Annotated in this window: 13 protein-coding genes; 4 read left to right on the forward strand and 9 right to left on the reverse strand. The window is 76.8% G+C overall.

All coding sequences use genetic code 11. The features are described 5' to 3' along the window. Window positions 1-6 precede the first annotated feature (6 nt). From ACFVVL_RS26970 to ACFVVL_RS26990, 5 genes are all read right to left on the reverse strand, one after another. Window positions 7-1,395 (reverse strand): pyridoxal phosphate-dependent decarboxylase family protein, encoded by a 1,389-nt coding sequence (locus ACFVVL_RS26970; RefSeq protein WP_387679589.1) that lies wholly within the window; start codon window positions 1,393-1,395, stop codon window positions 7-9. 124 nt (window positions 1,396-1,519) lie between these two features. After that, complete coding sequence (locus ACFVVL_RS26975) at window positions 1,520-3,370, reverse strand: ABC transporter ATP-binding protein (protein ID WP_380422761.1); 1,851 nt, start codon at window positions 3,368-3,370, stop codon at window positions 1,520-1,522. Between the two features lie 133 nt (window positions 3,371-3,503). Further along, a complete protein-coding gene (locus ACFVVL_RS26980) occupies window positions 3,504-3,641 on the reverse strand; it encodes a SapB/AmfS family lanthipeptide (protein WP_350554074.1) in 138 nt (45 codons plus the stop codon). A gap of 80 nt (window positions 3,642-3,721) precedes the next feature. Then, window positions 3,722-6,307, reverse strand: a complete 2,586-nt coding sequence (gene lanKC, locus ACFVVL_RS26985) for a class III lanthionine synthetase LanKC (protein ID WP_387679594.1) — start codon at window positions 6,305-6,307, stop codon at window positions 3,722-3,724. A gap of 582 nt (window positions 6,308-6,889) precedes the next feature. Further along, window positions 6,890-7,369, reverse strand: a complete 480-nt coding sequence (locus ACFVVL_RS26990; protein WP_387679597.1) for a hypothetical protein — start codon at window positions 7,367-7,369, stop codon at window positions 6,890-6,892. 210 nt (window positions 7,370-7,579) lie between these two features. Between ACFVVL_RS26990 and ACFVVL_RS26995 the strand changes: the two genes are divergently transcribed. Then, window positions 7,580-8,218 (forward strand): HD domain-containing protein, encoded by a 639-nt coding sequence (locus ACFVVL_RS26995; protein ID WP_387679600.1) that lies wholly within the window; start codon window positions 7,580-7,582, stop codon window positions 8,216-8,218. A gap of 403 nt (window positions 8,219-8,621) precedes the next feature. Then, window positions 8,622-9,500: a RimK family alpha-L-glutamate ligase gene (locus ACFVVL_RS27000; protein ID WP_387679603.1), complete on the forward strand. Its 879-nt coding sequence runs from the start codon at window positions 8,622-8,624 to the stop codon at window positions 9,498-9,500. 21 nt (window positions 9,501-9,521) lie between these two features. Here ACFVVL_RS27000 and ACFVVL_RS27005 read toward each other — a convergent pair whose 3' ends face one another. Beyond that, complete coding sequence (locus ACFVVL_RS27005) at window positions 9,522-10,541, reverse strand: PHP domain-containing protein (protein ID WP_387679606.1); 1,020 nt, start codon at window positions 10,539-10,541, stop codon at window positions 9,522-9,524. A 131-nt stretch (window positions 10,542-10,672) separates the two neighbouring features. Here ACFVVL_RS27005 and rpmG point away from each other — a divergent pair, with 131 nt between their 5' ends. Both rpmG and ACFVVL_RS27015 read left to right on the forward strand, forming a co-directional pair. Further along, a complete protein-coding gene (gene rpmG, locus ACFVVL_RS27010) occupies window positions 10,673-10,837 on the forward strand; it encodes a 50S ribosomal protein L33 (protein WP_380296033.1) in 165 nt (54 codons plus the stop codon). Between the two features lie 148 nt (window positions 10,838-10,985). After that, the gene (locus tag ACFVVL_RS27015; protein ID WP_387679610.1) at window positions 10,986-11,558 is read left to right on the forward strand and encodes a GNAT family N-acetyltransferase; all 573 of its coding nucleotides are present in this window, start codon (window positions 10,986-10,988) and stop codon (window positions 11,556-11,558) included. 4 nt (window positions 11,559-11,562) lie between these two features. On the opposite strand, the gene ACFVVL_RS27020 is transcribed toward ACFVVL_RS27015, so the two are convergent. The 3 genes from ACFVVL_RS27020 to ACFVVL_RS27030 form a co-directional block, all read right to left on the reverse strand. Next, window positions 11,563-11,976 carry a hypothetical protein gene (locus tag ACFVVL_RS27020; protein WP_387679613.1) on the reverse strand — a complete coding sequence of 138 codons (414 nt, stop codon included), beginning with the start codon at window positions 11,974-11,976 and terminating at the stop codon, window positions 11,563-11,565. Window positions 11,977-12,164: 188 nt separating this feature from the next. Beyond that, complete coding sequence (locus tag ACFVVL_RS27025) at window positions 12,165-12,644, reverse strand: hypothetical protein (RefSeq protein WP_380296038.1); 480 nt, start codon at window positions 12,642-12,644, stop codon at window positions 12,165-12,167. 163 nt (window positions 12,645-12,807) lie between these two features. Then, window positions 12,808-13,347, reverse strand: a complete 540-nt coding sequence (locus tag ACFVVL_RS27030; RefSeq protein WP_380296040.1) for a hypothetical protein — start codon at window positions 13,345-13,347, stop codon at window positions 12,808-12,810. Window positions 13,348-13,547 lie beyond the last annotated feature (200 nt).

The following is a 13,547-nucleotide window of genomic DNA, read 5'->3' on the forward strand; positions in this document are numbered from 1 at the left end:
GGCGACCTAGCCGACGAGTCCGCGCACGGCCGTCGCCAGGGCCGCGGCCGTGCGGCGGACGTCCGCGTCGGTGGTGCGCCAGTTGCTGAACGCCGCCCGCAGGGCGGGGACGCCGGCGTAGTGGGTCGGGGTCAGGAAGGCCTCGTCGGCCACGGCGGCGGCCAGCGCGGCCAGGCGCTCGGCGGTGGGGTGCTCGGTCAGGGTGAAGCAGACGACGTTCAGCCGGACCGGGGCCAGCAGGCGCAGCCCCGGCGTCGCCGCCACGGCCTCGCCCAGGGCCCGGGCGCCCGTCACGCAGCGCTCGACGATCTCCCGGTGGCCGTCCCGTCCGTAGGCGCGCAGGGTGAACCAGGCGGCGAGGGCGCGCAGCCGGTGCGAGTTCTCGGGCGTGAGGTGCACCAGGTCGGGGTGCTCGCCGAGCGGGCCGAGGTAGGCGGCGGCGTTGCGGAAGACCTCGGCCTGGAGGTCGGGGCGGCGGGTGAACTGCACGGCGCTGTCGTAGGGGACGTTGAGCCACTTGTGGAGGTCGACGCAGACCGAGTCGGCCCGGTCCAGGCCGGCCACCAGGGCGGCGTGCTCGGGGACCAGTGCGGCGAAGGCGCCGAACGCGGCGTCCACGTGCAGCCAGCAGCCGTGGCGGTCGCGCAGGTCGGCCAGCGCCGACAGGTCGTCGAAGTCCACCGTGTTGACCGTCCCGGCGTTGGCCACCAGGATGCACGGGCCCTCGCTCGCGGCCAGCATCCGCTCCAGGGCGGCCACGTCCACCGCCTCCCGCCCGGGCAGCGCGGGCACCGGCACCAGCGCGGAGCGGCCCAGGCCCAGGACGGCGAGGGCCTTGGCGACACTGGAGTGGGCGCTGCCCGACAGCACCCGCACCCGGCCGAGCGCGCCGACGCCGTCCTCGGCCACGTCCACCCCCAGGCGCTCGCCGAGCCACTGCCGGGCGATCGCCAGGCCGACCGTGTTCGACATGGTCGCGCCGCTGACGAAGGTGCCGCTGTGCGCGGCGGAGAGCCCGAACAGCTCGCGCAGCCGGCCGGCCGTCTCCCGCTCCAGTTGCTGGCCGGCGCCGTCCAGCGAGGAGTTGGAGTTCTGGTCGGCGACGGCGGTCAGCCAGTCGCCGGCCAGCGCCGCCGGGGTCGCGCCGCCGGTGACGAACCCGAAGTAGCGCGGGCCCGCCCCGGCGGAGAGCCTCGGCTCCCAGCGCTCGCCGAACTCCGCCAGCGCCGCCCGCAGCCCGCCGCCCTGCCCGGCCGGCGGCCGCGGGGCGGGCGCGGCGGCGGCGGGCACGACCGGCCGCTCGTCGAGCGAGTCCAGGAAGGCCACCGCCGCGAGCCGGGTCTCCTCCAGCAGTGCGGGCAGGTCGGACAGGTCGGCGGCGAGGTCGGGGTGCATGGCGCTGTTCTCCGCATCGGTCGGGTGTGCCGCCGACGATAGGGACCGGCGGGCGCGGTGTCCCGGTCCAATCCGCACGCGGTGGCCTGGTCACGCCCCCGTGCGCGCGGCGCTCACCGCGTGGTCACGCCACCCCGGGAGCGGGACCGGCGGGGACGGCCTGGCTGCTGACCAGTTCACGGTAGGGGGCGCAGCGCGCGAGCAGCGTGGGGTGGTCGGCGGCGTCGACGACGGTGCCCCGGTCCATCATGATCACGTGGTCGGCGTGCTGGACGGTGGAGAGGCGGTGGGCGACGACCACGACGGCGCTGCGGCGGGCCAGGCGGTCCACGATCGCGCGGAAGCGCAGTTCGTTGAGGCCGTCGAGCTGGCTGGTGGGCTCGTCCAGCAGGACGATGTCGGCGTCGGCGAGCAGCGCGCGGGCCAGGGCCATCCGCTGGCGCTGGCCGCCGGAGAGGTCGAACTCCCGGCCCAGGACGGTGTCCAGGCCCTGCGGGAGACGTGCGACGTCCTCCGCCAGGCCGACGGTGGCCAGGGCCCGGGCCAGCTCCTGTTCGTCGGCGGCGCCGGACCGGCCGAGCTGGAGGTTGTCGCGGGCGCTGGCCTCCAGCAGCGTGAACTCCTGGTCCACGTAGGCCATCCGGGCGCGCAGTGCGCCCAGCGGCCAGGCCCCGAGGTCGTGGCCGAGGACGCTGACCGATCCGGCGCCGGGCCGCACGAAGCGGCCGACCAGCGCGAGGGCGGTGCTCTTGCCGGCGCCGGACGGGCCGACCACGGCCGTCAGACCGGTGCGCGGGATGCTGAAGGAGGCGGCGCGCAGGGCGGCCCGGCGGGTGCCGCCGTGGGTGAAGGAGACGGTGCGGAAGACCACCGCCGGGGCGTCGGGGACGGGCGTGGGCGCGGTCCGGCCGGCGTCGTCGGGGTCGGCCTCCGGGGGCATCGCGAGGAGCTCGTTGCAGCGGTCGCGGGCGGCCAGCCCGGCCTGGAGGCGGCCGAACCCGGTGGCGAGGGTGTTCACGGACGGGACGGTCTGGAGCAGGTAGAGCAGGAACGCGGCGAACGACGCCACCCGCAGGTCGCCCGCCGCCAGCCGGGCCCCGCCGGTGAGGATGACCGCGATCATCGCGAACTGGTTGCCGAGGGTGAGCACGGCCGGGACCAGGGCACTCAGCCGGGCGCCGGTCAGCGAGACGGCGCGCAGGTGCTCGGCGTCCGCGGCCAGGACGCGGTCGGCCAGCGGCTCGGCCCGGTAGGCCTTGATGGTGGTGAGGGCCTCCAGGTCGGCGGTGAAGCGCTGGGCGATGCGTCCCACCGCGTCCTGCTGCCCGGTGACGTTGGCCCGCATCCGGCGGGTGATCGCCAGGACCAGGCCGGTCAGCAGGGCGAGCGCGGCCACGGTGACCGCGGTGAGCACCCAGTCGATCCACACCATGACCCCGAGGGTCGCCAGCACGCTGAGCACGGCGAGCGGCAGCTGCATCGCCACTTCCACCACCTGGCCCAGCAGTTGGGCGTCGGAGGTGACGCGGGCGGCGAGCTCGCCGGTGCCCCGGGCGCGGACCACGGGCAGCGGCAGGCGCAGTGTGCGGGCCATCAGGGTGGTGCGCAGCCGGTAGGTCATCCCTTCGGCGACCCGCGCCAGCTGGAAACCGGAGAGGGCCTGGGCCGCCGCGCCGGTGAGGGCGGCCGCGGCCATCATCAGCAGTCCGGGGGCGAGTGAGCGGTGCTCGGAGAAGTCGCCGACGATCCGGCGGACCAGCAGCGGGAGCGCGAGGGCGGCCGCGGTGGCCACCACGGCGAAGGCCAGGGCGGCGGCGAGGCGGACCGGCTGGGCGGCGAGTTCGCGGCGCAGCCGGACCTGCGGCGGCGCGGCCGCGGGGGCCGGTGGCGCGGGATCCGTCGGCGGCGCGGGGGCCGGTGGCGCGGGGGCGTCGGCCGGCTCGGCGGCGGGGGCGGGCGCGGGCCGGTCGGCCACGGGACACCTCTCTCCTGGGGCGGGTCCGTCGGGCCGCGGCGGTGGCCGCGGCGGCCGGGACCCGGCCGGGTGGTCGGTGGACCATCCGGCCGGGTCGACCGTCACGGGCCGCCCGGGCGGGCGGCCGGTCGGGTCAGAGGCAGAGCAGCGTGCTGACGGTGCTGGTGCCGCAGTTGAGGACGCTCAGCGAGCTGGTCTGGTCGAGGGTGTCGTCGATCGGGGCCGCCTCGGTCTCGGGCAGCTCCAGGGTCTGGAGGTCGAGGATCGCCATGAGATTCTCCTTCGGTGCGGTTGGATCACCCGGCCGGGCGGCCGGGAGTCGGTGGGGGCGCGGCGGTCGCGCCCGGGTGGTCACCGGGGCGGCGTGGGCGCCGTCGCGGTGAACGGGAGGAAGGGGGTGCCCGCCAGGGCCGTGCCCAGGGCCAGCAGCACGCCGGCCGAACCCGTCGCCAGGTCCGTCGACAGGCGCAGCAGCTGGTCGCCGGGGAAGGCCAGCCGGCCGTGGTAGGGGACCTGGTGGAGTGCCAGCAGGGCGCGGTGGCGGTGGACCGGCGTCGCCACCTCGGCCGGGTCGCCGGTCAGCGCGAGGTAGCCGATGAGTCCGGCCCGTCCGTTGAACAGGCCCGGCTGGATCACGAACTCCGGCTCCGCCGCCCTGCGGATCGGCGCCTGGCGCCCGGCCAGGACGCTGTCGGGCCGGTGGGCGAGGAGCGCGGCCAGGACGAGGCCGATGCCCGCGCTGCCGGTCTCGACGTAGGGCAGCACCCGGCGCCGGTCGACCACCTGGAGGGTGCCGTCCGCGACCGTGACGCAGCGGTCGAGGTCGAGTTCCAGCAGCGCTTCGGCCTGGTCCAGCAGGGAGTGGTCCCCGGTGTGCTCGTGGAGGCGGACCAGGGCGAGCGCGGCGCCCGAGGCCCCGGCCAGCAGCCCGGCGCGGCGGCCGGCGTCGGCGCGCCCGGTCTTCTCCCAGGCCATGGCGGCGCTCCTGGCGACGGCCAGGGCCTCCTCCAGCAGCCGTTCGTCCCCGGTGGCGCGGGCGAAGTGCAGGAGGGTGAGGGCGATCCCCGGGCCGCCGGAGACCAGCGTCGGGGCGGCGGCCGGTTCACCGTCGCCGGCGGCGGCCGGGGCCTCGCCCAGGCGGCGCAGGAGTGCCGTCGCCTGCTCGCGCTCGCCCAGCAGGTCCAGGACGTAGGCGACGCCGTGGCCGCCGTGGTAGAGCCCGGGCGCCGGGGCGCGGTGGCGGGCGGCGGCGGCGAACCACCGCAGGTGCGCGGGGTCGAGGGCGGCGCCGGTGGAGTGCAGGGCGTAGAGCACCCCGGCCGCGCCGTGCGCCAGGCCGAGCCCGCCCAGGGTGAACTGGGCGACGTCGCCGGGGAAGAGCCGGTCGGCGCGGTCGGGCGTGGCCGCCGCGGCGATGCCGGCGGCCAGCGAGTCCCGGATCGCCGGCCAGTCGGCGGCCGGCGCCTCCAGCAGGGCGAGGGACTCGGCGCGGCCGGCGGCCAGTTCGGGGCGGGGCGTGCGGCCGTCGTGCGGCGACCGGGCGAGGTGGCGGCGGATGTCGTCGGTGTAGCCGGGCGGCACCGGGAAGCGCCGCTCGATCGCGTCGGCGAGCCGGCCGGTCCGGTCCGGGTCCAGCGCGGTGAGCTGGACCAGCGGGTAGAACAGCCAGAGCCGCAGCGCCGCCAGCGCGTAGCGGTCGATCTCCGGCCCGGTGACGCCGGGCGGTGCGGTGAACCCGGCCGCTCCCAGCGCCGGGCGCAGGAAGTCCTCGACGGTGCTGGCGAGTTCGAAGTCGATGAAGCGCAGTTCGCCGTCCGGTCCGACGATCAGGTTCCGGGGGTGGAGGTCGCCGAAGACGACGCCGCGGGCGTGGATCTGCTCCAGGGCGCGTTCCACCTGGCCGACGACGGCCAGGGCGTCGCGGGCGTAGCGGGCGACGGCCTCCTCGTCGGCGTCGGGGTGGATCAGCGGGTAGCGGGCCGTCAGCCACTCGCTCAGGGACTGCCCGGCCACGTACTCCTGGACGAGGAACTCGTGCTCCCAGGCCGTCAGCAGTCCGTGCTCGGCGGGCACCCCGGGGACTCCGGCCAGCCGGGCCAGGACGGCGTGCTCGTTGCGCAGCCGGGTCACCGCGTCCACGCCGCGCTGGTCCAGCCCCGCGAACGGACGGGCCTCCTTCAGCACCACCGGTGGTCCGTCCTGTCCGTCACGGGCCAGGTAGACGCCGCCCGCGTTGGAGAAGTGCAGGACCCGCTCGACGGTGTACGGCAGCCCGGTGTCCCGCTGGAGCGCGCGCTCGGCGACGGCCGGGGCTATGCAGTCCGGCACCGGCGCCCAGGCGGGGACGGCGAAGGCCGTGCCGCGCACGTCGGGGACGAGCCGGCCGTCGGGCCCGGCCAGGGCCAGCACCCGTTCGCCCGCCTCGTTGCGGCAGTGGCGTTCGGCGAAGCCGCCGTACCGCAGGTAGAGCGGGCCGTCCTGCCAGCGCAGGTCGCTCAGGATGTAGGGGCCCTTGCGGCCGGCGAGCAGCGCGCCGAGGCCGTGCAGGCAGCGCTCCAGTTCGGCGTCGTCCACCGGGTAGAGCGTGCAGAACTTGCCGCTGGAGCCGCGCGGCGCGTACTTGGAGTTCTGCACCTGGAGGATCGGCAGGCCGCGCAGGAACTTGAAGGTGATGCGTTCGCGCAGGCAGTAGTCCCAGACGGTCTCCAGCACCTCCTCCGCGGTGTCGAGGCACGAGGAGACGTGGATCTTCCAGCCCTGGTCCGGGATCCGCACGCCGGCGGGGCGCACCACCGCCCACATCTCCAGGTCACCGTGCTCCCAGCCGTCGGGCAGCGGGCGGGTGACGGCGGAGAACTCCTCGTGCGCCCCCCAGCGGCGGGGCGAGTCGTAGAAGAGCGGGTCGGCGTAGGCGTAGGCCTCGTACCGGTTGTCCAACGGAACCCTCCTCGTGGCGGGGGTCGGAGCGGGCGGGGGCGGCGCGGAGCGGCGAGCGTGGAGCAGCGAGCGTGGACGGCGCGGTGCCGGCGGAACGGTGCCGGGCACGGCGGAACAGGGGTGCACGGCGGAGCGGGGGGCTTGGTGCCGAAGGCGGAGCCCGGAGGTGACGTTCCGGTATGGCGATCGGGCCATCCGAATATTGGGTTCGCCGCCACGACTCCGCAACGGCGCGCATTCCGCCGCTCCGGCCGGAATCGCGCACCCCGTCCGCCGATGGCGCCGCTGCGCAAGCGGGGCGCAGGGCCTCGCGCCACACCCGGCCCGGGGGCGGCCGGGACGCCGACCGGGGCACGTCAGCGGCGGCGCACGCCCGGCGCGCCACCAACCCGGGCCGCCCGGGGGGAACCGTCCACCCGGTCGAACAATCCGAACATGTGCCCGTTTTTTGATATTGCCGTTCTATTTCCGGAGTATTTCAGGGGGCCGGGAAATTTGTTTTCCCTTGACCGACGCGGGGTCTCATCGGAATGATTCGTTCGCACGAGTCCGACCCCTGGCGGCACTCGCGCCCCACCGGGGTCAGGAACCGAGTCGTGCGAAGCCGGCCGTGCCGTGCAGGACCGCACCGGAAGTCCGGGCCGCCTCCAGGCTCCGGCCGAGGGCCTCCGCGCCCCGCTCGGCGTCGAGGTCCATGAGGTCCGGCGGCCACGTCCCCGGCGGCACGACGAGCACGACCACCGCGCCCCGCCCCTCGGCGGCCGCCACCCAGCCGGGCGAGGCGCGGACCTCGGAGGCGGGCTCCCACAGCTGCCGCCCGCCCACCAGCACGAGCCGGCTGAGCACGGCGCCGCGCAGCCCGATCACCGCCGTGGTCGCGGGCGGCTCCCCCGCCGCCAGCACGAAACCGCTGTCCACCGCACTCTCGACGAACTCCCCGTACAGCCGCGGGCCGATCTCCACGATCAGTTCCGCGAACGGCGGCCCGGCCTCCGTCGCACGCACCGCCAGGGCCCAGACCATCGGCGCCGTACCGCCGCCGCCACCCGCTTCGTCCGCCATACCCCCTTCAACGAGCCGGCCGCCCGATCGGAGCGGCCCCGGGCGAACCGGCGACGACGACCGGTGGCCGCCGGCCCCGGGCGGAGGCCGACGCGAACCCGTCGGGCGAACGGCTGAATGACCGTGGCGCCGGCGTCCGCGTTCGGGCGAGCCTGGAGGAGTCGGACCGCGCGGTGCCCGGGCGGTCCCCGGAGGAAGGAACGAGGAGAGATGAGCGAGACGATCGCGGGCGTGCGGATCCCGGACAGCGCCCTGGCCCGGGAGGCGACCGAACTGGTGCGGGAGGCCGCCTCCCCGCTGCTGTTCGACCACTCCCGGCGGGTCTTCCTGTTCGGGTCCCTGCGCGGCCTCGAACAGGGGCTGGAGGTCGACCCGGAGCTGCTCTACGTCGGCGCGATGTTCCACGACCTCGGGCTCACCGGGCGCTTCGCCCGCACCGACCAACGCTTCGAGATCGACGGCGCCGACGAGGCCCGCCGCTTCCTGCACGCCCACGGCATCACGGGCGAGCCGGCCGACCGGGTGTGGACGGCGATCGCCCTGCACACCACCCCGGAGATCCCGCTGCACATGGCGCCGGAGATCGCCCTGGTCACCCGGGGCGTGGAGCTGGACGTCCTGGGCATCGGCTACCACGCCGTCACCGACGAGCAGCGCGCCGCCGTCACCGCCGCCCACCCCCGGCCGGACTTCAAGAACCGGATCCTCGCCGCGTTCACCGAGGGCATCAAGGACCGGCCCGCCACCACCTTCGGCAACGTCAAGGCCGACGTCCTGGCCCACTACGTGCCCGGATTCGAGCGCGGCGACTTCGTCGAGGTCATCAAGGGCTCCGCCTGGCCGGAGTGACGGCCGGTCAGCCGCCCCGGTGACGGCGCCCGGCGGGCCACGGGGCGCGCACGCGGCGGTCGTCCTCCGTACACGTGACGGGCCTGCCGTCCGCCGTCATGGATCGATCGTGTCCGCGCCGAGGCGGAGGCCGGGCGCGGCTCCGGTCCGGCACCGCCCGGCCGCCCCGGCGGGCGGGGTCGGCGGCACCACCGACCCAGGTCCGCCTCATGGCCGGCACCGGCGGGTACGGGTGCCCGCCCGGCCCGCAAGGCTTCGCCAGGAGCTGGCCGGAGGGGCAGGGGTGCCCCGCGACGCCGCGCGTGTCGCGGGGCACCCGCGCGTCGGGCGCCCCCGGTGCGGCGCTTCCCGCCCCGAGCCGGCCGGGGTCAGACTGGTGGCCGGGGGCGATCAGGAGGGTGCCATGACCGTGACCAGGGTCGCCCTGGTGACCAGCGAGGCCGGTGCCGGGCTCGACGAGGACCTGGCGCCGCTCGTGACGGCGCTCGCCGGGTGCGGGCTGACCGCGGAGCCGGTGGTGTGGGGTGGCGGCCGGGCGGCCTGGGAGCGGTTCGACCTCGCGGTCGTCCGCTCGACCTGGGACTACGTGGCGCGGCTCGACGAGTTCCTGGGCTGGGCGGACGCCACGGCGCGCGTCACCCGGCTGTGGAACCCGGCGCCGCTGATCCGCTGGAACAGCGACAAGCACTACCTGCGGGAGCTGGCCCGGCACGGGGTGCCCGTCACGCCGACCCGGTTCCTCGAACCCGGGTCAGCGTTCGACCCGGCGGAGCTGGACGGCCCGCACGGCGTCGTGGTCAAGCCGACCGTCTCGGCGGCCGCGCTGGACACCGCCCGCTACGAGGCCGGCCGCTCCGGGGAGGCCGCCCGGCACGCCCGGGCCCTGCTGGAGCGGGGCCGCGGCGTGATGGTCCAGCCGTACCTGCCCCGGATCACGGAGGGCGAACGCGCGCTGGTGCTGATCGGCGGCGCCTTCAGCCACGCCGTCCGCAAGGGGCCGGTGCTGACGGAGCCCGGGCTCGTCGACGACGACCGCTTCCCGCACCCCGACGTCGTCCCCCACCGGCCGACCGGGGCCGAGATCCGCACCGCGCTGGCGGCCCTGGCGGCGGTGCCCGGCCCCCGGCCGCCGCTGTTCGCCCGGGTGGACCTGGTGCTGGACGACCGGGGGGAGCCGCTGGTCCTGGAGCTGGAGCTCGTCGAACCGAACCTGTTCCTCGACACCGATCCCCGCAGCCCCGCGCGCTTCGCCGAGGCGGTGGCGGCACTGGCCCGGCCCTGAACCGGGGCGCGGGGCGCCCGCTCAGCGGCCCCGGTCCGGCGGCGGGCCGCCCGTCCAGTCCAGCAGCCGCCCGAGCGGCCAGGTCGTCACCAGCCGGTCCGCGCCCAGGCCCGCCTTCGCGGCCCGCGCGTAGCCGGTGGACTGCCAGTGCAACTGCTCCGGGGCGTGGGCGTCGGTGTCCACCGCGAACAGGCAGCCCGCCTCCGCGGCCATCGCCAGCAGGTCGTCCGGCGGGTCGCGCCGCTCGGGCCGGCAGTTGATCTCCACCGCCGTACCGGACCCGGCGCAGGCCGCGAAGACCTCCCGCGCGTCGAAGCGGGACTGCGGGCGGCCGCGGCCGGTGACGATCCGGCCGGTGCAGTGCCCGAGCACGTCGACGTGCGGATTGCGCACGGCCGCCACCAGCCGGGCCGTCATCGGGCCGGGCTCGGAGCGCAGCCCGGAGTGCACCGAGGCGACCACGACGTCGAGCCGGGCGAGCAGTTCCTCCTCCTGGTCGAGCGAGCCGTCCGCCAGGATGTCGCACTCGATGCCGGTCAGCAGCCGCAGGCCGCCCGCACCGCGGCGGGCGTTGACGGCGGCCACCGCGGCCAGTTGCAGCCGCAGCCGGTCGGGGTCGAGGCCGTGGGCGACGGTGAGGCGCGGCGAGTGGTCGGTGAGGACCGCCCAGCGGTGGCCGAGCGCGGCGGCCGCCTCGGCCATCACCTCGATCGGGCTGCCGCCGTCGGACCAGTCGGAGTGCAGGTGGCAGTCCCCACGGCCGGCCGCCACCAGGCCCCAGCCGGCCCGGGCCCGCGGGCCGGCCTCCTCCTCCAACCGGGCGAGGTAGGCGGGCACCGCCCCCGCCGAGGCCTGGGCGATCACCTCGGCGGTGACCGGGCCGATCCCGTGCAGCGCCCGGGCGCGGGCCGCGTCCACCGGCCCGGCCGGCAGCGCGCGGACGGCGTCGGCCGCCGTGTGGAAGGCCCGCACCCGGTAGGGCGAGGCGTCGCGCCACTCCAGGAGGAAGGCGATCCGCCGGAGCGCTTCGACCGGATCCATGTCTCCAGTGTTCGCCGGGTCCCGGGCCGGTGCACGGGGCGCGGACGGTCACGGCCGCCGGGAATGCGGGGGCGGGGGCTCGCGTTGGGCACGGGTGAAAACGACTTCCATCTCCGATCGGGAGGAACCCCATGGCCCGCAGCGAACTCCGCCCGGTGATCAAGCTCCGCTCCACCGGCGGCACCGGCTACACCTACGTCACCCGCAAGAACCGCCGCACCGACGCGGACCGGATGGTGCTGCGCAAGTACGACCCGGTCCTCGGCCGGCACGTCGACTTCCGCGAGGAGCGCTGACCGCGGCCGCCGGGGTCCGTCCTCGGAGGACCGTCGTCCGCTCGGCGGGCGGGGGTCCGAGGACGGGGCCCCCGGAGGACCGGGGCCGCACCGCGGACGGGCGGTGCGGCCCCGGGGCTCTGGCGGTGCGGCCGCGGCGCGGGCCAGGATGATCCCCGTGGCGCGACCGAGGGAGCTCATCGACTGCGGGGACTTCGTGCTGCGCCGCTGGCGCGAGCAGGAGGACTTCGCGGCGGCACTGGCGCTGATCGGGGAGTCGCTGGAGCACCTGCGGCCGTGGGAGACCTGGGTCGCCGGGCACGATGCGGAGCACACCCGGGGGTTCCTCGCGCGCTCGGCGGTGCGGTGGGACGAGGGGGAGGTCTTCACCTACGCCCTCGCCGCCGGGGACGGGCGGTTGCTCGGGATGTGCCAGGCCTACCGGGGCGCCGGGCCCCGGGGGTGGCGGCTGGGGTACTGGCTGCACCCGGCCGCCACCGGCCGGGGGTTCGCGACCCGCGCGGCCGCGGCGCTGGCCGCCGAGATGTTCACGCTGCCGGGCGTGGAGTTCGTGGAGATCTCGCACGACCTGGCCAACACCGCCAGTGCCGCCGTGCCGCGCCGGCTGGGCTTCACGGAGGTCGGCCGCGGGCCGGCCGCACCGCCGGTGGCCCCGGCGGGCAGCGGGACCGAGGTGGTCTGGCGGCTGGACCGCCCCCCGCCGGCGCCGGGGGCCGGGTGAGCGCTCAGACGTGCGGCACGGTCGGACCCCCGCTCCCCCGGCCGGCGCCGAGCGGGGCGAGGATGGCGGTCGCCGCCGCCAGCGACTCGGCGAGCAGGGCGGCGGTGCGGCTCGCCTCGTAGAGCTGCTCGCGGGCGTCGCGGGCGGTCCGGGCGGCTTCGAACCCCCCGTCCCCGGCGGCGGCCGAGGCGATCCGGCCGGCCGCCTGCTCGCTGCTGAGGAACGCCTCGACGTGGTCCAGCAGTTCGGGCAGGCGCGCGGTGAGCCCGGCCAGGGCGCCGACGGTCTCGGCCGCCTCGGTGGTGTGCAGCAGGACGGGCCGGCCGCCCTGCGGGGCGCTGCCGGCGGCGCGCAGGAGTTCGGCGGCCTCGGCGGCGAGGTGCGCGACGGAGAGGTTCGGGGGGACGGGCCGGGTCATCGGGTTCCTCCTCGGCGGTGGCGACGGTGCGGGCGGGCGGACGCCCGACGGCCCGCCGGGAGGGGGATCCCCGACGGACCGTCAGCACCGGCCCGTGGCCCGTCTGCCCGCACCGGCGCGCACCATGCCACCCGGTTTCCGGCCGGGCCCGCACCCCGCCCCGCACACCCGGCCGCGCACCCGGCCGCTCAGCTGCCGCCGCCGGGGCCGGGGGGCTGCTCGGAGGGCGCCGGTGACCAGCGGTCGGGAGTGGCGTACGCGGTCAGCGCGTAGATGGCGACCACGTCGATCGCGATGATCGTCAGCGACCACACCGGGTAGGACGGGACGAAGGACATCTGCGCGAACGCGTTGAGCACCAGGACGACCACGCCGGCCCACCGGGCCCACTGGGTGCGCAGGGCCAGGACGCCGTACGCGGCGCCGAGTTGGGCGACGGCCAGGGCCAGCATCACCCAGCCCCAGGCCAGCAGGTCGCCGAAGACGAAGTGCGCGTTGCCGATGAAGACGTGGGAGCCGGCGATCGCGGAGATGCCGTCGAGCGCGTTCAGGGAGCCCACCAGCACCAGCAGCACGCCGGCGAAGGTCAGCAGCCCGGACCCGACGTGGTCGGTCGTCGCGGACGCCCCGGCCGACGGGGCGGCGCCGTGCGGAACGGCGGCGGTCATGGTTGCCTCCGTGAGGTGTCGGCCGGCCCGGACGGGCCGGTGCGTCCCCCGGGTACCACTGCGCCACGCGCGCCCGGCGCCGGGACCACCCGGTGCGGGTGATTCGGTCGCCGGTGAGGCGGTCGGGGGTGGTTCGGTCGCGGGCGGTTCGGTCGCGGACGGTTCAGTGCCCCACGGCCACCTTGGCGACCACGATGACCAGGCCCAGCAGCAGGTTGACCGCGCCCTCGGCGACGACCTGCCGGGGCGCGGCGCCCGCCCGGCGGGCGCCCAGGCTCGCCCAGCCCACCTGCTGGGCCACCGCGACGCCGAGGGCCAGCCAGGCGTTCTCGCCCGGGTCGAGCCACGGGCTGAGCAGCACCGCCAGGGCCGGCAGGGCCGCCGCCTCGACGATGGGCCACTCGTGCCGCCCCACCGCGCGCACCTGCTGCCGGGTGACCCGGCGGCCGGCCTCGCGCTGCCCGGCGACGTGCGCGTAGACGTGTGCGGCCCAGAAGACCAGTCCGGTGACCACCAGCAGCAGGATCATCGAGAGCCGCGGGTGCGGTCCGCTCAGGCTGGAGGCCGCGATCACGGAGGCCGCCAGCATCGAGCCGTAGACGGCTCCGGCGTAGTCGGTCCGCCGGGCGTCCCGATCCGGGTCCGGGTCCGGTCCGGGCGGGCCGGGGAGGTGCCGGCGGGACGCCGGTCCTGGGACGGTCACGGCGGCCTCCTGCCCTGTCGCGTTCCTCGCGGCACTGTCGCCACTGTCGCCCTCCTCGCGGGCCGGTCCTCGCCTCGATCCTCGCCGCCGCGGCGGGCGCCGGCCTCACCTCCCCGGGGTGAAGCGGCCCGGCCGCTCGGATGGCACGCGGTGCCCGGGCCGTACTACCGTCGAGGTGGCGTCTCCCGAGCCGCCCGCAG

This window comes from Kitasatospora sp. NPDC058115, assembly GCF_042884635.1.
Taxonomy (GTDB): domain Bacteria; phylum Actinomycetota; class Actinomycetes; order Streptomycetales; family Streptomycetaceae; genus Kitasatospora.

What these genes read in the sequence shown, in the direction of transcription:
- ACFVVL_RS27015 (WP_387679610.1), top strand. Translation starts at nt 10,986, where the DNA reads ATGATCCCCGTGGCGCGACCGAGGGAGCTCATCGACTGCGGGGACTTC.
- ACFVVL_RS27020 (WP_387679613.1), bottom strand. Translation starts at nt 11,976, where the DNA reads ATGACCCGGCCCGTCCCCCCGAACCTCTCCGTCGCGCACCTCGCCGCC.
- ACFVVL_RS27025 (WP_380296038.1), bottom strand. Translation starts at nt 12,644, where the DNA reads ATGACCGCCGCCGTTCCGCACGGCGCCGCCCCGTCGGCCGGGGCGTCC.
- ACFVVL_RS26990 (WP_387679597.1), bottom strand. Translation starts at nt 7,369, where the DNA reads ATGGCGGACGAAGCGGGTGGCGGCGGCGGTACGGCGCCGATGGTCTGG.
- rpmG (WP_380296033.1), top strand. Translation starts at nt 10,673, where the DNA reads ATGGCCCGCAGCGAACTCCGCCCGGTGATCAAGCTCCGCTCCACCGGC.
- ACFVVL_RS27005 (WP_387679606.1), bottom strand. Translation starts at nt 10,541, where the DNA reads ATGGATCCGGTCGAAGCGCTCCGGCGGATCGCCTTCCTCCTGGAGTGG.
- ACFVVL_RS26980 (WP_350554074.1), bottom strand. Translation starts at nt 3,641, where the DNA reads ATGGCGATCCTCGACCTCCAGACCCTGGAGCTGCCCGAGACCGAGGCG.
- ACFVVL_RS27000 (WP_387679603.1), top strand. Translation starts at nt 8,622, where the DNA reads ATGACCGTGACCAGGGTCGCCCTGGTGACCAGCGAGGCCGGTGCCGGG.
- ACFVVL_RS26970 (WP_387679589.1), bottom strand. Translation starts at nt 1,395, where the DNA reads ATGCACCCCGACCTCGCCGCCGACCTGTCCGACCTGCCCGCACTGCTG.
- ACFVVL_RS26995 (WP_387679600.1), top strand. Translation starts at nt 7,580, where the DNA reads ATGAGCGAGACGATCGCGGGCGTGCGGATCCCGGACAGCGCCCTGGCC.